Origin of the sequence: Gemella sp. 27098_8_149 (genome assembly GCF_041433745.1) — a bacterium.
GTDB lineage: Bacteria > Bacillota > Bacilli > Staphylococcales > Gemellaceae > Gemella.
Genome location: NZ_JAPWCB010000011.1, coordinates 13242 through 30265, shown reverse-complemented (window position 1 = coordinate 30265; position 17024 = coordinate 13242). Strand labels below are relative to the sequence as shown.

Below are 17024 nucleotides of genomic sequence, written 5' to 3'. Positions count from 1 at the left end.
TGAGCTAAAACATCAAAACTTCTGTTTCAACATCCTTACTCAAATACCTTTATAAATCTTTTTTGAACTTTATCACAGGTATAACCGATATGTTCATAGAAATTATGCGCATCTTCACGTTTCATGGCAGAATTTAACCTAATAAAACTAATACTATTGTCTACGGCATAGTTTTCTAACTCATTCATAAGTTTTCTACCTATTCCCCTACCTTGAAAATCAGGATTAACAGCGAGTCCTAAAATATTTAATCCTAGATCACTATAAAAACTTTCATATATTTGGGCATGAACAAATCCTATAATCTTCTTTGTATTTTCATCTTCATAACCGATGATAATATGCTGTTTCTTGGCATTAGTTAGTTTCTCTATTTGTCTTTTCACGTTTTCAACATCTACATCGTAACCTAATGCTGCTTTACAGATTTCTGCAACTTCTTGTGCATCTTCTATATTTATTTCTCTAAACATATACTCACCTTCTGATTTTATCAAATATTATTTAACGTACAACTTACTGCAACTTAAATTCTATTATCTACTTAGCAACTTCTATTAATGCTTGTTTAACTAAGTCGAACTCTCTTGTACGAAGAGTTCTCATGTCAAAGATAAGCTCGTTATCTTTGATACGTGTAATGATTGGAATTTCTACTTCTAATAAGCGACGTTCAATATCTGTTGCACTTAGCCTTGGGTGCTCTAATTTAACTACAACACTATCTAGATAGCTTGCTGGATAGCTTCCTCCACCTACTTCTGCTTTGTCTTCAGCTACTGTAATCTTGAAGTCTATGTCACTAAGTCTTGTTTTAAATACGTCTGCTTTAGCAAATAAACGTTCTTTTGATAATGAAATCATGTGTAATGTAGGAATGTGTTCCAACGCTTCTTTTTCATCTAGATATAATTTCAATGTAGCTTCTAGAGCAGCTAGAGTCATCTTATCTACACGTAATGCACGAGTAAGTTGGTTCTTCTTCATTTGTTCGATATATTCTTTTTTACCAACGATAATACCTGCCTGTGGTCCTCCAAGAAGTTTATCACCACTAAATGTTACAATATCGATACCACTATCAAGCACTTCTTTTACAGTTGGTTCATAAGGTAAGCCAAATCTAGAGAAATCTACAAACTGACCGCTTCCTAAGTCATTTATCGATACTAGTTCATTCTCACGAGCAAGATAAGAAATTTCTTCATTAGATACTTCTTTAGTAAATCCTACAATCTTATAGTTACTAGTATGAACTTTTAGTAACGCCCCTGTATTGTCAGTAATCGCATTCTCATAATCTTTTAAGTGTGTTTTATTAGTAGTACCTACTTCTACAGGAGTACCACCACTTAATTTAATAATCTCAGGGATTCTAAATGCTCCACCGATTTCTACTAGTTCTCCACGAGAAACTACTATCTCTTTATCTTTAACTAACGTGTTTAATGTTAATAATACTGCCGCAGCATTGTTGTTAACTACAAGTACATCTTCTGCACCTGTTAATTTTTTGATAATATCAATAAGGTGAACATAACGGCTACCGCGTTTTTTATTATCAATGTCAAACTCAAGATTAGAATAGTTAAATGCTACACTTTCGATGTTTTCTTTAATCTTCTGGCTTAGTAAACTACGCCCTAAGTTTGTGTGTAAAATTGTTCCAGTCGCATTGATAACTCGTCGTAAAGAGTTCTTATCTTCACTTTTTACTATTTGTGTAACTTCTTCTACAATTTTCTCTAAACTTGGAACTTCATGTAATTCTTCATTTAATATTTCTTGTTTGATTTCATCAATATAGTTTTTTATCGCTGATTTTACAGCCACTTCACTATACTCTTGAATTAATGATTTCACTTCATCTAATAATAAAATCTTATTTATTGCAGGAATTTGTGATAATAATTGTTTTGACATAATATTTCTCCTAAATTTCTTTTGCTAATGTTTTTATAGCGTTAATAGCGTAGTCTACTTCCTCATCTGTATTCATACTAGAGAACGAGAACCTTACTATCCCCTGTTCTTTTGTTCCCAATACTTCATGCATTAAAGGCGCACAATGTGCTCCAGGTCTAACTGCAATATCGTATTCCTCAGCAAGAACATCTGCAACATCTGAAGCTGATATTCCCTTGAAGTTCATTGCTACTACCGCAGTACGATCTTTTGTAAAATCTCCATAAAACTCTAAACAGTCTAAGTCTTTTAATTCATTGTAGAATCTATTCGCAAAGTCGATTTGTTTTTTATAAAGATTTTCAATTCCATGCTTATTAATATATTTTATCCCCTCATGTAAACCTAAGATTCCAGAAGTATTCAAAGTACCCGCTTCTAAACGTAGTGGATATTCCCCAGGGTGTTTTTCATCGAATGTTCTTACACCACTTCCGCCGACTTTAAATCTCTTAATTTCTGGTTCTTTAAGTCTAACACACAGACCCCCAATTCCTTGTGGCCCGTATAGACTTTTGTGACCTGTAAAACATAATACGTCTATTCCCAATTCATCCATATTAATAGGCACCACTCCTGCTGTTTGTGAAGCATCTACAACTGAAATAATATTATGTCTTTTACAAATATCCACAACTTTTTCTAAATCAACTATACTTCCTGTTACGTTAGAACTATGCGTAATAGCAATCATTTTAGTATTAGGTTTAATAGCTTTTTCTAGATCATCATAATCGATTAATCCTGTTTTATCAGCTTTAACAATAGTATATTCACACCCTATTGTTTCATGTGCTAAATATATAGGTCTTAAAACCGAATTATGCTCCATAGAAGTCGTAATAACGTGATCTTCTTTTTCTAATAATCCTAAAATCGCAATATTTAAGCTTTCTGTAGAATTACTAGTAAAGACGACCCTGTCTTCTTCCTTCATACCGAAAAATTTTGCAACGTCACTTCTCGCTTCAAAAACTTCACGAAATGCATTATTCGCTTCATAATAACTACCTCTTGAAGCATTAGCATACTTTGCCGATGATAATACCTCATAGACTTTATCAGCTACTTCTTTTGGTTTTTTTAGTGATGTCGCACCATAATCAAAATAATAACTCATATTACTTACCCTGTCTAAGTTATAAATAACCTAGCTTCCTTCAATATTTATTTCTTAACTAAAACTCTATAATTTTCTAAACGTCTAGTTATACCTATTTTATCCATATATTCTAAAATAGCCATAGAGTACTTTCTACTAGAACCTGTCATATCTCTAAATTCTGCTAGTCCGATTTGATCATTAGTTTTGAAATGATTTTCTACTTTTTGAACTGCATCTTTAAATACTTTTTCATGTAAAACTAAATCAGCATCCAGTCTAACTATCGTATTATCTATTAGAGATTCTAACAACTCGACTTTTGGTTTTTCCCCATTCGTTAATTCCTTAACGCTTGGAGGTGTGAATCCACCATCTAATAAGGCTTTTTCTATTCTTTCTTTTTCTGCCAGTTGTTTCTTATCATAATTAACTACGAAATCTTTTTCCGCAACTAAATTACCTTCAAGGCGAATTTCGTTATTTAGTATGAATAAGTCTAATAGCTCCAACATTTCTTTTTGAGAAATTTTGAATTTTGAAAGTACTTCAATCTTAGGAATACCTACTTTTAATTTATATCTATTGTGATAGTCACTTAATAGTTTTTTCAGTTTTTCTAACACTTCATCATATTTTTTCTTATGAATATAACCTAATTTTGTTTCATAGATTGTAGTGCTTTCTACTAATTGTGTTAACGACTCCTCAACCTCTTCTTTAGGAAGTTGAAGTTCTTTTAAAATATTCTCTTTAGAATTTAAGTAATCAGTATGAGATAATAAATAGTTAGCAATTAAGTCAGTCGTATTACCTTCAAGCTGAACTTTCAGTTTTTCTAAGATTTCTTCGTTAAATCTACTATGTTTTTTAGGATTAGCATCTAATATTACCCCTCCACCTATTGTGATCATAGGTGAGTATGCACGTATAATAAATTTATCATAATTTTTAACCGCAATTTCTTCTTCAAGTCGAAGCTGCGCAAAGCTACTTTCTCCAGCTTTTAATAAATCTGTTCCAAGTGGTACAACACGTGCCATTACTTCCTCAGTACCGATATAAACACGTACTCTATCCCATAATTCAAGATTTGCTCTCTCATCATTTATTAGTTTGATTTCAGTATCAAGCATGTACGTTTTTGTTAATGAACCTGCAGTGGCTAATGTGTCACCACGTTTCACATCATCAAACTTAATATTCGCTAGATTTATAGCTGTTCTTTGCCCTGCATAGGCAGTTTCTACATCTTTTGAGTGAACTTGAATATTTCTAACTTTTGCTTTTACTTCTTTTGGATAAATTACTAATTCATCTCCTACATTTATAACACCTTCTGTAAGAGTCCCTGTTACAACTGTTCCAAATCCTTTTACTTGGAAAGAACGGTCGATGTTAATTCTAGCATTTTTCTCAACATTTTTAGCTGCGATATCTTCTGTTTTCTTATCGATTGTAGCTAATAATGTATCAAGTCCTTTTTTACTAATTGAGTCAACTTCAATTATTGGAGAATTTTCTAGAACTGTTCCTGAGATAAATTCTTGGATATCTTCTTTTACTAATTCTCTATATTCTTCTTCAACTAAATCTATTTTCGTCATTACGATAATATAATTTTCTATCCCTAATAACGTTAAAATATCAATATGTTCTTTTGTTTGTGGCATAATTCCTTCTCTAGAATCAACTAATAGTAAAACTAAGTTTATACCACTAACTCCAGCAAGCATATTTTTAATAAACCTCTCATGGCCAGGAACATCGACAACTCCACATCTTTTCCCACTTGGCAAGTCAAAATATGCGAACCCAAGGTTAATAGACATCCCCCTGTCTTTCTCTTCTTGAGTAGTATCTGTCTCAATTCCGCTCAGAGCCTTAATCAACGTAGTCTTCCCGTGGTCGATATGCCCCGCCGTACCAATAATTACATTGTTATTCATATATTTCACCTTTACACTATATTAAGAATAGAGATTATTTAAGAAAATTAAATTAAACATTTTAAACTTTCTATATGTTAATCTCTATTCAAAATTTTATTTAATTTTATAATCTTCTAATTCTTTTATTTCTCTCTTGATTCCAGTTTTTTTAGAATAGTATAGTCCACGATATTCAATATTTTCTTCTTGTAACATTCTTACAATGTTATCAAAATTATCCCATGCTGTTTTTAGCATAAAACCACATCCTACACTTATTGATGGGTGCGTAGGGATTAAGGATGCTGCAAGTTTTCTTTCTAAACAAATGTTATCAGCCTTTATTGAATCATGCGTACTATTAAAAACAATTAAACCTTCTTCCACGCTATTTCCTCCTATGGTTGAATTACTTTGTTCGCTTTTCTCATATCTTCTACGATGAAGTACATATTTGTCGGGTTACCAACAGCCAAGTCAATCTTATGATAGTCAATGCATGCCCCACAACAAACTATTTCTACACCAGCGTCTTCTAGTGTTTTTAATTCTTCAATTACGTGACTACGAGTTTTATCTACTAAAACTCCTCCATTATTATAGAAAATAATTTTTTTAGGTAATACTTCTTGTTCTCCTAATGCATAAAGATATGCTTTAATTAATCTTTTTCCTAATTCTTCACTACCATGTCCCATTTGATCTTTGTTAATTACAACAATGTAGCTATCATCCTTAACAACTGGGGCAGCTTCTAATTGCGGTGCTTCTTCTCTAGTAATTTCTACTTTAAATCCACCTTCAATATCAGAGACATTGAATTCAAAATTATTTTTTTCAGCAAATTTTCTAAGACTTTCTACACTATCTTCGGCTTTTACTAGTAAAGTTACTTTAGTTTCTTCTTCTAATACTCGTTTAGCTTGAGTTACAGGTACAACACATGTATCACATAATGTATCAACAACTACACCCTCAGTAACCTCTCCTTTAGAGATTGTAACGATATATTTATCTTTTGCTTCCGCTTTTACCGCAAAGTTATATCCTAATTGCGTTGCCATTTTTTCTAAATTTTGTGTAGCAATCACATTATCTACAATAGTTTCAACTACATCATTATCCACTAATAATTTTTTTGTTTGGATAACTGGCATTGGACATGCTAAACCTTGTGCGTCTAGAATTTCTTTTTTCATACTTATATTCTCCTTTTATCACAGTTCTATTTAACGATAACTGCTTTTTCTTGTTTTTCTATAACTTTTCCTACGATAGCACTCTTAATTTCAAGAGTATTAAGTTTTTCTAATAGTTCGTGTGCTTCGCTCTCTGGTAAGCTTATTAATAACCCACCTGAAGTTTGTGGATCATACATAATTTCTTCTAATGCGAAGTCTTTAACTTGATATTCTACATTTGGTTCAACAAACGTTCTGTTTAATTGTCCTCCTGCAGTAATAACAAATTCATTAGCGCATTTATATGCTTCTTCAATATACGGGATATCTTTAGAATATACTTCTGCAGAATATTTACCATCAAGCATCTCTACAAGATGTCCTAGAAACCCAAATCCTGTAATATCTGTACAACTATTTACGTTGAAATCTTTCATCATTTGAGCAGAGTATTTATTAAGTGTTGTCATTTGTTTAACACTTTGAGCAAATGCTTCTTCAGAACACTCTTTAACCATGTGAGCTGTATTAATAATACTTACTCCTAAAGGTTTTGTTACTATTAGTAAATCCCCTACTTGACAATTGTTATTTTGTAATATTTTATCAGGATGAACAACTCCTGTTACTGATAAACCATATTTTGGCGTAGCATCATGAATAGAGTGTCCTCCTGCTAGAACTCCTCCTGCTTCGTGAACTTTCTCCGCTCCACCTTTTAATATTTGATGTAATATTTCTAAGTCCATATTTTCTGGAAAGGCAACGATATTTAATGCTGAAATAACTTCTCCACCCATTGCATACACATCACTAAGCGCATTAGTCGCTGCAATTTGCCCATATAAATATGGATCATTTATCATTGTTGTAAAGAAATCTAAAGTTTGAATAATCGCCTTATCTTCGGATATTTTATAAACTGCTGCGTCATCCGAAGATTCGTATCCTACTATTAGATTTTTATCTTCTTTTTTTGGAAGGTCTCGAAGTATATCTGATAAGGCTCCCGGCCCTATTTTCGAGTTTCACCCTCCGCAAACTATCATGTTCATTTTCTTCTCTGACATATTTACCTCCAATTATACTATTACTTACCTATAATTATACTACTTCAGAAGATTTTTTAAAAGTATTATTTAGTTTTTTAATGTAAAAATAGACAACTAACTTAGAATCAATTTCATCTGTTAGTTGTCTATAATTTTCATATTTTATTTTACAAAACTCACGTGTACGTGGTCATAGTTATTAGCAGTTACTCCACCACGATTTAGATTAGATTTTTGTTATACTCTCATTATAAAATATTTTTACTATCTAAATATCCAGCATTTTGAAACTATATATTTTCACTCAAAAATATATTGATTTCAATTAATATAAAAAACAGCTAACTAAGATTACTTAATTAGCTGTTAATAAATATTCAAATTAATTATTTAATATAAGAATTACCGTCTAAGAATTTTCCAGGAGTTGGAGTTGAACCGTTATATCCTCCTGTGTTATCTTGGTGTTGTACTAAGAATACTTGACCATTAACTATTTTAACTCCTACACCTACTAATGATGAAGTGTTTGAAAGAAGTGTATTTCTGTGTCCGTATTGATGAGCTGGTGTAACATTATGTTCTTCACTAAATAATTCTTTTAATAAATTATAAGCAATTTGATCTACCGTTCCAGCATCTCCTACTTGAACTACATTATATAAGATATTATTCGCACCTGGGAAACCTGCATTTCTAGCAGCCTCTTGCTCTAGGTTAGTTGCTATTCCATGCACTCCCGCATGCACTCCACCATTATTCGCTACATATGCAGCTCTATTTGCCGTTGCTGTATTTAATGCTGCATTTTCTACTAATGGTTTTTTATTGTTATTAGCACGTAATTGATTTAATTGTCTAATAAACGATTGTTTAATTTGTTCTTCTTTACTTCCAGCAACTGGTGTTGTAGCTGCTGCTTGAGTAGTTTGTTTAGTTGCTTCAGTTTTTACTTCTGATTTTGCTTCAGTTTTTGTTTCTGTTTTTGGATTATTTAACATAACACTTCTGAATCCTGATGTACCTGTATTTACTAGTTCTAAAGGACCATTTGAGGGTGCTGCATCAGCTGGTGTGTTTGGTTTAGCTGGTGCTGTTTCGTTAGTTTTTGGTGTTGCAGCTGGTTTTGGAGTCTCTGCAGGTTTTGGTTGTTCTGCAGATTTTGTAGTTTCAGCTGGCTTTTTAGTATCTACAGCTGGTACTGAAGGTTTTGGTTGTTCTGCTTTTGCATTAGAATCATTTTTTAGATCCGTAATACTTGGAACATTTGTTGGCTCCTCAGTTTTTTCTACTTTTGTATTATTTTTAAGTTCTTCTTCAATCTTTTTCTTTTGATTATTGTTAGCTTTTTGTTGGGCTTTTACTTCATCTGTAGCTACTTCATAACTTACAGCAATTTTGAATGTGTGCCCTGCTAATTCAGTTACAGTATTGAATGACTCTTTTTTAACACCTGTGTGAGGTAATTTTCTAGTTGGAACTTGTGCAGCTAAGTCTAATTCTACTACAACTTCTTCTCCAGCTTTAATAATATCTCTTTTAATTAAAAATTGAGCTTTAGTTTCAGTTGTAATACGAGCTACAACATTTGCTACTTCTTTATCAGCTACTAATTTAGCATAGAAGTGTCCTTCTTTTTCATAAACGCTTGCTTTTACATTTTTCACATTTACATCTACAGCGGCAGGTTTTACATCGATAGCTTTAGTTGGTACTGCAGTTATTCCTGAAAATAACACTAGTCCTGCTAGAACCTTACCAGTTAATTTTAGTCCCTGTTTTTTCATAGGTATTTTCTCCTTATTAATAATTCTTTAATAATTACTTCTCCTATATTATAATTCATTTTCCAAAGTATAATCAATAGATTTTAGATTTTGTAATACAAAATACATTTTGTAACAATTTAGAAATATTTAGAAATGTTAAAGTAATTTTAGTTTCCTTAGTTTTGTTATTTACTTAAAATAATATTTTTAACTTTTAAGTATTATTTTTCTTTTAAAAAGCTTTTAAATCAATACTTTTTATGAAAAATTAACCTTAATAACTTAAAACTAAATTTTAAGTATATTTAAGGTTCAAAGATTATAATTAATCCATAACTAGTAAATAGTTATAAACTTCATAAACTTTCCTTTTCTATAAGAGACCGAGACAAATGTGCTCGGTTTTTTTTTGACTAAATTAAAAAGATGAACAGATATAGATTCTATCTATACCTGCTCATCTTTTATTTTTTATAAATATCTTCTTTTAATATTGCACTTTGTTTTACTGTTAAACTACTTTCATCTATTACTACTACGTTTAACTTTCCGCCATATACACAGCCACCATCTATATTAAATCTATTTTCTTTTTTATCATAATATGGTTCTTGTTTTACAGGACTATGTCCATGAAATACTATTTTATTGTATTTGTCATTACTGCTTAAAAATGGTTCTCTTATCCAAATCATATCTCTATGTGTTTGATCCCAAAAATTCTTCGTAAAATCTACACCAGCATGAACGAAATAATAATCTGAATTTTCGTATCTTGTTGGGAGGTTCTTAATCCACTTTCTCAAAGGCTTATGTTCAGCAGCAAATTTTTTAAAATAAATACCTCTAGTTTCAACTGTAGCCTCTGGGTAAAATGATTGTAGTGTTGTTAAACCACTATTTCTAAAATAATGATCCTGTCTTACAGAAAGATTATTACCATATCTCGCTTCTTTTATAGCCAAATTAAACATATCCTCATGATTTCCTAATAGAACTACATGATGAGGAAATTCTTGTTGCAAGTTATAGAAAAATTCCCAGACTAACTTTGTATTCTTTCCTCTATCACACATATCTCCCAGACATATTAACTTATCATGCTCTCTATTAAATTTTACCTCGTCTAATAATTTTCTCATTGTATAAAAACTTCCATGAATATCTGAAATCACTATTGTTCTCATAAAAACACCTACTTTATTAATCTCTTGTTTCTATAATAAATCAAAATAAAGAACTTGTAAATAGCAATACTCTAATATCACTAATGATATAATAATGTTTTTTATATTGTATTTAGATAGTTCTTTCGGTTATCATTTTTAATCAAGCATTTCACATGATATAATGTTAGTAAATTATCCAAAAAGGAGCAGCATATGGAAAGTAACTTACTTTGTTTTAAACGTACGCCTACTGTTACTGCTCTCTCTTTACCTAAAATTTATAAAGAGGGCTTCTTTACAGAAAGTGGAGTTTGGACAAAATTAACAATCATAAAAGGTAAAATGAAATTTGCTTTTCTTAATTTAGAAAATGAAATTATTAGACAATATTCACTAAATCCCAAAAGTGAAGTTGAACTTATTGAACCTCTCAGTGTTTTTAAAATTACACCTAACTCTACGGATTTACAATTTAATCTAGAATTTTATTGTTCGCGTGAAGACTATTTCTATAATAAGTATAAATTAAATACTCCTCATTCAGAATTTATCAATGCAATAAAAGTTATTAGTCCTTGTAAAACATTAGATCTTGGTGCCGGTAAGGGTAGACATTCACTCTACCTATCATTATTAGATTTTGATGTTACGGCAATAGATTACAATGCTGAGTTTTTACACGAATTAACAGATATTTCTATTAAAGAACAACTAGATATAAATGTAATTGACCATGACATTGCAAATGCTAATATTAAGGGGAGTTATGACTTTATTTTCTCTACAGATGTTTTCATGTATTTGAATGCAACAAGAATTCAAAGTATTATTTCTAACATAAAACAACAAACACACCTTAATGGTTACAACCTAATTGTCAGTGCATTAAATGCGACAAAATACGGTCGTCCTCTAATGCCACTTCCTTTCACTTTTATTGAAGGAGAACTTAAGGAATATTATGAAGATTGGAAAATCATCAGTTATTCTGAGAATATTACAGCTTCTCCTTATCCATATGCTATAATACTTGCTCAAAAAGTGTCAGAATAAAAACTAAACCCCACAAGACTTTTCTTGTGGGGCTTTCTTCTATTCAATATTTTCTCTAATATCTTTTTGATACCAAACTACATCATACCAACGATTAAACTTATAACCTACTTTCTCAAAGTGAGCTACTTTTCTAAATCCTCTTTTTTCATGGAAAGAAATACTCCCTTCATCTGGATAGGCAATACATGATGTCAATCTACATATTCCTCTGTCATAAAGTTGTTTTTCAAGTTCAGAATACAGCTTCTCTCCAACACCTTTACCACGAGCTTTTTCATCTAGGTAGATTGTAATCTCAGCTGTCCATTTGTATGCGTCTTTTGGATAAAACTCACTAGCATAGGCGTATCCTAGTATGTCATTTCCTTCTGTTGATACTAAAAACGGATATCTTTGTATAACTTTCGAAATTTTCTCTTCAAACTCATGTACACTTGGCACAGTATAATCAAAGGTTATTGCCGTATGTTCTACATAAGGTCTATAAATATTCACTAATTTCTCCGCATCTTCTAATTCAACCATTCTAATGTTTATCATGATTTTCTCCTTAAATACTTTCTCTTACAAAGTCAACAATAGTTTTTGCAACATCTTCTTGTTGAGCTCTTCAAAACTTTTCCTACTCCATTTCCTCCTTGCATGTAATTTAATATTAGTACATATCCTATTTTACCCTATTAAAGATTGTCTTTCTTGATTTTATCTAATAAAGCCGTACATCCTTTAGTTACATCATTAAAAGTTGTTTTGAAATCTCCTGTATACCACGGATCATCGATAATTCTATCTTCTCCTGCATACTCTAATAATTTCTTAACCTCTCCTGTTTTTCTACCTGCAATAAATTTTTTTATATTTTCTATATTACTGTCATCCATTCCCACGATATAATCTGCATCTAAATCATTATCGTTTAGAATACGAGAATACATCCCTTCTACACCGATACCAACTTTAGCAAGTTCTTTTCTAGTTCCACTGTGAACTGGATTACCGTGTTCCCAACTACTTGTTGCAGCTGAATCAATAAGTATTTTTTCACTTAAACCTTCTTTTTCTACCATATCTCTAAATATTGCTTCTGCCATAGGTGAACGACAGATATTTCCTAAACAGACAAATAACACTTTTACCATTTTTTCAATACCTCACTTATATTTATTATCTATCTTATTATAACACAAAGAGATTAGTTCAACATCATAAAGACATAAGCGCTAAATTCCCCTACTATTTTATTTTTATATTTTAAATGATATAATTAAATTAAACTTAACAACCAATAAGGAGATTAGTATGACAAAAAACTTAGTATGCTATAAACAATTACCACTTTGGACAGCCGAAACACTTCCTAAACCATTTAGGCAAAAACACAATACTAGAAAAGACGTCTGGGCAAAATTAACTATTCTTAAAGGAAAACTCCAATTTACAGAATTAACTGAAGATAATGAAGTTATAGCTGAGCACATTTTCACTCCTGAGAGTAATATTCCTTTTGTAGAACCGCAAGCATGGCATCGTGTCGCGCCTTTATCTGATGACTTAGAATGTTTCTTAGAGTTCTACTGCGAACCTAAAAACTACTTTTCAAACAAATACGATATTAACCCTGCTCATTCTGAAGTAGTAGAAGCCCTAAAGACTATTAAGCCTTGTAAAACATTAGACTTAGGCTCTGGTCAAGGTCGTAATTCTTTATTTCTTTCTAAACTTGGTTTTGAGGTGACTGCCGTAGATAATAATATTCCTGCTCTAGAATTTTTAATGGAAACATCTAAAATTGAAAATTTAGATATTAAAATAGGAAGCTATGATATCAACACAGCAGCCCTTAGAAATACCTATGACTTCATTCTTTCAACAGTAGTTTTAATGTTTATCGAAGAACAATCTATTCCTAAAGTTATTAGAAATATGCAAAATCAAACTAATATTGGTGGTTATAATTTGATAGTAGCAGCAATGTCTACTGATGATGCACCTTGTCCACTTCCTTTCCCTTTTACTTTTAAAGAAAATGAACTAAAAGAATATTATAAAGACTGGGAATTTATTAAATATAATGAGGATTTCGGACAGCTTCATAAGACTGATGCTAATGGTAATAGATTTAAACTGCGTTTTGCTACTATGCTAGCTAAAAAAATTAAATAAATTTTTTCTGTAAGCTACTTTTTTGACACCGTTATCAACTCATGTTATAATTTTAACTAATCATTAAAACATTTGGGGTGCTTTTTGCTGAGAATATACCCATAGAACCTGATGTTGTTAGGACAGCCGTAGGAAAATGTTTAATCTTTATCAAGTCTATTTTAAAGTATATATATAATTTAAAAATACCTCTTGTTGTTTTAATGAATAAAAAATAACAGGAGGTTTTTCTTATGAAAAAATGGTCTACAAAGGACATAATTACTATAGCCTTAATAGGTTTCTTATTCGGGGGGATATTCCTTGCAACAAGCTTGGTTTACGTTCCGTTAAAAGCTGCTCTTGGAGCAGTAGGGTACGCACCTTTTGCAAACTCAATTTTATTTGGGTTGTGGGTTATGGCTGGTCCAGTTGCTGCAGTACTTATTCAAAAACCAGGTAGTGCTACACTTGGTGAAGTTCTAGGAGCATTAGCAGAGATGTTATATGGTTCATACTTTGGTGCTGCGGTTCTTGTTTCAGGATTAGTACAAGGAGTAGGATCTGAAGTTGGTTTCTTAGCTACAAGATACAAACGCTACGATACATTTTCACTATTCCTTTCTGCCGTAGGTATTACGCTATTTAGCTTCGCTTATAAATATTTCCAAGCTGGTTATGAAGCATTTTCTGTAGGTATGATTCTAGCAATTCTAATTGTACGTTTTATTTCTGTATTTTTCTTCGGAGTTGTCTGTGTTAAACTAATCTTGAACATCGTAAATAAAGTACAAAACAGTGGTAATAAATAATGAATATCATAGAAATCGATAATTTTTCTTTGAAAATTAAAGATAAAGTCTTATTTGATAATGTTAGTTTAAAAATAAAAGAACATAGTTGGTTAGTTTTAACCGGAAATATTGGTAGTGGTAAGTCTACCCTACTTCGTACTATTTGTAAATTAAATAAAGAACATTACGAGGGAGTAATTACTTACAAGGGGAAAAATATTGTTGATATTCCTATGCAAGAACATGTTAAAAATATAGGGTATGTCATGCAACATGCGATTAATCAATTTGTTATGCCTACTTTGGAAGAAGAAATAATATTTGCATTAGAGAATTTATGTCTAGAGCCACAAATTATTGATGAAAAATTAGACTACGCTTTGTCTATTACAAATACTGAAGAAATTTCTACAAAACACATTCATACATTATCTGGGGGAGAGCGTCAACGAGCTGCATTTGCAGTAGCATTAGCTATGGGAAGTGAAATTTTAATTTTAGATGAGCCATTTGCCAATGTTGATAAGAAGACTCGTAATTCTCTTCTGAATCTTCTAAAAGACTTAAACAACCATGGTGTAACTATAATCGTATGCGATCACGAGCACCGACTATACTTGAATTATGCAGACACCTTTACTTATCTTTCTGATGGGAATTTAGAGTTGGTAACAAATCCAACATCTAAAAATTCTAATGTGAAATTATGCAACAACACTCAATCTGAACAAATTTTAAGACTAGAAAATATTTCTATTCAACAAGGGAAAAAAGAATTATTAAATATCGATAATTTTCATATATTTAAAGGAATTACGACTTTAACGGGAGATAATGGAACAGGAAAAACAACATTATTACATGCTATTTCACAATTAAAAAAATACGATGGAAAGATATACTTTAATGAAGAAAAGGTAAAAAAATCAAGGAAGTTATATAAAAAAATAAGTACTTGTTTACAAGATGCATTTCAACAGTTTATTAGCTTGATGCCTCGTGAAGAGATTTCAATGCAAAAAGATATTTGGGAACACGCTACCTTATGGCAAGAAAGACTTTTAAAAGAATTTAATTTAGAAAAAGAACTTGATAAAAGTCTATATTATTATAGCGGTGGTCAGCGAAAACTTATTCAACTTATGTGTTTATTAAGCCAAAAAACTGAGCTATTGCTTCTTGATGAACCTTTTACTCATCTTGATGAAAGAGCCTGCTCATTTATAATGGATTGGATTGAAGAAAATAAAAGACTTACTGGACAATCATTTATTATTGTAAGTCATAGATTAGAGCCACTAAATAATAGGAGCGATTACCATATTGAAATTTCAAATAACACGCTACATCATATAAAGGAGGATTATTATGGAAAAGAAAATAATTAGTCCTACCCTTGCCTTAATAGTATTATTATTAACTATTTGGATTTCATTTAGTAAATTATTAGTTCTTAATTTTGTGATTATAGGTTTAACAATTCTCTACTTTTGTCTATCAAGATACTGGAAAAAGTTACTATATTTCATCCTAGTACCACTTTTACCTGCATTAGGTTCTGCTTGGGCTATCATTGTTCATAGTTCTAATTATAAATTTGCTCTATTAATTTTTTCTAGGACATATAGTTTTGCAGCCTTAGGATTAATCACAGCAACATATATTTCACTTGTAGAATTACTAAAATATTTCGAACAACACGGACTTTCTTCAAATATCGTATACGGACTCTTAGTAGTAATTCAAGCATTACCAAGAATTCAATATGAGACTCAAATGATTACTAAATCTAGTCGTCTTCGTGGTATATTTTTACCGTTTTGGTCGCCTTATTACTATGCTAAAGCCATATTTATCGCATTAACTTGGCAACCTCAAATATCTGAGGCGATGACAGTCCATGCTTATGAAGACTTCAAACCTCGAACACATTATAATAAATACACTGTTGATAAAATCAAAAGTCTCTTTATTATAGTACTTTTCTCAATAGTATCAATACTACTATTGATACTAGATAAATAAAAAGATGCCATCATGAACCAAATTCATGATGGCATTACTATGTTCAAAAAAATAAAAAAACTGGCGGGAATGTGTGGGAATCGAACCCACCCAAGAGGCTCTTAACCCCTCATACTAGTTTTGAAGACTAGAGAGCACACCAGAACTCATCCACTCCCATTTATGTTTATATTATACAATAAATATAATAAAAAATCAAGATGATATGTTAACGTATCCATCTCATTTCCTTTGAATATGATAAGCCATCTTCCTCTCATTTTTAAAAGAAACAATAAAATTATTAACCACTTGCTTCCTATTTTTTACCACTTACCTAAAAGCTATTAAGTTTCACGCTAAAATAATATATAATATAACTATAAACATTTAGAAAGGAGACAATATGAAAATTAATATCGAACTAGACTCAAATCTTAAAGAAATTGAACTAGTTATTAAGACCCCAGACTTAAATAGTAATGTCATCTTAATTAAAGAATTAGTTGAAAAAGCTATAGTAAATTCTCAAAAAATAATTTTCTACAAAGGTGACTCTGAATATTTCATCCCTCTAGAATCTATTTTATTTTTTGAAACCGATGATAATAAAGTCTATGCTCACACTACCGATGAATTTTTCGAGGTTAAATTCAAATTATATGAATTAGAGCAACTTATTCCTTTTTACTATTGTCGAATTTCTAAGAGTTCAATAATAAATACAAAAGCAATTTATTCGCTAGAAAAATCTTTTTCTGGCTCAAGTACCGCTTCTTTTTCTAATTCAAAGAAGCAAGTCCATATTTCAAGACATTACTACAAAATATTAAAAGATAAATTAAAAGAAATGAGGTAA

Annotated in this window: 17 protein-coding genes, 1 tRNA gene and 1 riboswitch; of the genes, 6 read left to right on the top strand and 12 right to left on the bottom strand. The window is 31.1% G+C overall.

Annotation, left to right across the window (positions count from 1 at the left end; genetic code table 11):
* Positions 1–35 precede the first annotated feature (35 nt).
* The 9 genes from O3801_RS05925 to O3801_RS05885 all read right to left on the bottom strand — a co-directional run bounded on the left by O3801_RS05925 (position 36) and on the right by O3801_RS05885 (position 10187).
* Entirely contained in the window at positions 36–473 is a 438-nt protein-coding gene (locus O3801_RS05925) for a GNAT family N-acetyltransferase (RefSeq protein WP_371454383.1), read from the bottom strand.
* A gap of 67 nt (positions 474–540) precedes the next feature.
* Positions 541–1923, bottom strand: a complete 1383-nt coding sequence (selA, locus tag O3801_RS05920; protein WP_371454382.1) for an L-seryl-tRNA(Sec) selenium transferase — start codon at positions 1921–1923, stop codon at positions 541–543.
* A 10-nt stretch (positions 1924–1933) separates the two neighbouring features.
* Positions 1934–3085, bottom strand: a complete 1152-nt coding sequence (locus O3801_RS05915) for an aminotransferase class V-fold PLP-dependent enzyme (RefSeq protein ID WP_371454381.1) — start codon at positions 3083–3085, stop codon at positions 1934–1936.
* A 47-nt stretch (positions 3086–3132) separates the two neighbouring features.
* On the bottom strand, positions 3133–5016 hold the full coding sequence (gene selB, locus O3801_RS05910) for a selenocysteine-specific translation elongation factor (RefSeq protein WP_371454380.1): 1884 nt from the start codon (positions 5014–5016) through the stop codon (positions 3133–3135).
* 96 nt (positions 5017–5112) lie between these two features.
* Positions 5113–5385, bottom strand: coding sequence for a putative Se/S carrier protein (locus O3801_RS05905; protein WP_294682290.1), 273 nt, complete (start codon positions 5383–5385; stop codon positions 5113–5115).
* 11 nt (positions 5386–5396) lie between these two features.
* Positions 5397–6197, bottom strand: a complete 801-nt coding sequence (gene yedF, locus O3801_RS05900) for a sulfurtransferase-like selenium metabolism protein YedF (protein ID WP_371454379.1) — start codon at positions 6195–6197, stop codon at positions 5397–5399.
* 26 nt (positions 6198–6223) lie between these two features.
* Positions 6224–7198, bottom strand: a complete 975-nt coding sequence (gene selD, locus O3801_RS05895) for a selenide, water dikinase SelD (RefSeq protein WP_371454401.1) — start codon at positions 7196–7198, stop codon at positions 6224–6226.
* Positions 7199–7617: 419 nt separating this feature from the next.
* Positions 7618–9018, bottom strand: a complete 1401-nt coding sequence (locus O3801_RS05890; protein WP_371454378.1) for a CAP domain-containing protein — start codon at positions 9016–9018, stop codon at positions 7618–7620.
* Between the two features lie 446 nt (positions 9019–9464).
* Positions 9465–10187, bottom strand: coding sequence for a metallophosphoesterase family protein (locus tag O3801_RS05885; RefSeq protein WP_371454377.1), 723 nt, complete (start codon positions 10185–10187; stop codon positions 9465–9467).
* Between the two features lie 195 nt (positions 10188–10382).
* Between O3801_RS05885 and tehB (O3801_RS05880) the strand changes: the two genes are divergently transcribed.
* Entirely contained in the window at positions 10383–11222 is an 840-nt protein-coding gene (tehB, locus tag O3801_RS05880; protein WP_371454376.1) for a tellurite resistance methyltransferase TehB, read from the top strand.
* Between the two features lie 39 nt (positions 11223–11261).
* Here the strand turns inward: tehB (O3801_RS05880) and O3801_RS05875 are convergent, their stop codons facing one another.
* Together O3801_RS05875 and O3801_RS05870 are read right to left on the bottom strand one after the other, a co-directional pair.
* Entirely contained in the window at positions 11262–11765 is a 504-nt protein-coding gene (locus O3801_RS05875) for a GNAT family N-acetyltransferase (RefSeq protein WP_371454375.1), read from the bottom strand.
* Positions 11766–11905: 140 nt separating this feature from the next.
* A complete protein-coding gene (locus tag O3801_RS05870; protein WP_314160580.1) occupies positions 11906–12364 on the bottom strand; it encodes a low molecular weight protein-tyrosine-phosphatase in 459 nt (152 codons plus the stop codon).
* A gap of 160 nt (positions 12365–12524) precedes the next feature.
* Between O3801_RS05870 and tehB (O3801_RS05865) the strand changes: the two genes are divergently transcribed.
* The 4 genes from tehB (O3801_RS05865) (at position 12525) to O3801_RS05850 (ending at position 16186) form a co-directional block, all read left to right on the top strand.
* Positions 12525–13388, top strand: a complete 864-nt coding sequence (gene tehB / locus O3801_RS05865; protein ID WP_371454374.1) for an SAM-dependent methyltransferase TehB — start codon at positions 12525–12527, stop codon at positions 13386–13388.
* Positions 13389–13451: 63 nt separating this feature from the next.
* Positions 13452–13540: riboswitch (TPP riboswitch) on the top strand.
* An 81-nt stretch (positions 13541–13621) separates the two neighbouring features.
* Positions 13622–14179 (top strand): ECF transporter S component, encoded by a 558-nt coding sequence (locus tag O3801_RS05860; RefSeq protein WP_294682312.1) that lies wholly within the window; start codon positions 13622–13624, stop codon positions 14177–14179.
* On the top strand, positions 14179–15549 hold the full coding sequence (locus O3801_RS05855) for an ATP-binding cassette domain-containing protein (protein WP_371454373.1): 1371 nt from the start codon (positions 14179–14181) through the stop codon (positions 15547–15549). The genes O3801_RS05860 and O3801_RS05855 overlap by 1 nt, the downstream gene beginning before the upstream one ends.
* Complete coding sequence (locus O3801_RS05850; RefSeq protein WP_371454372.1) at positions 15530–16186, top strand: energy-coupling factor transporter transmembrane component T family protein; 657 nt, start codon at positions 15530–15532, stop codon at positions 16184–16186. Before O3801_RS05855 ends, O3801_RS05850 begins: the two co-directional genes overlap by 20 nt.
* 61 nt (positions 16187–16247) lie before the next feature.
* On the opposite strand, the gene O3801_RS05845 is transcribed toward O3801_RS05850, so the two are convergent.
* Positions 16248–16344, bottom strand: a tRNA-Sec gene (locus O3801_RS05845).
* A 227-nt stretch (positions 16345–16571) separates the two neighbouring features.
* Between O3801_RS05845 and O3801_RS05840 the strand changes: the two genes are divergently transcribed.
* Entirely contained in the window at positions 16572–17024 is a 453-nt protein-coding gene (locus O3801_RS05840) for a LytTR family DNA-binding domain-containing protein (RefSeq protein ID WP_294682318.1), read from the top strand.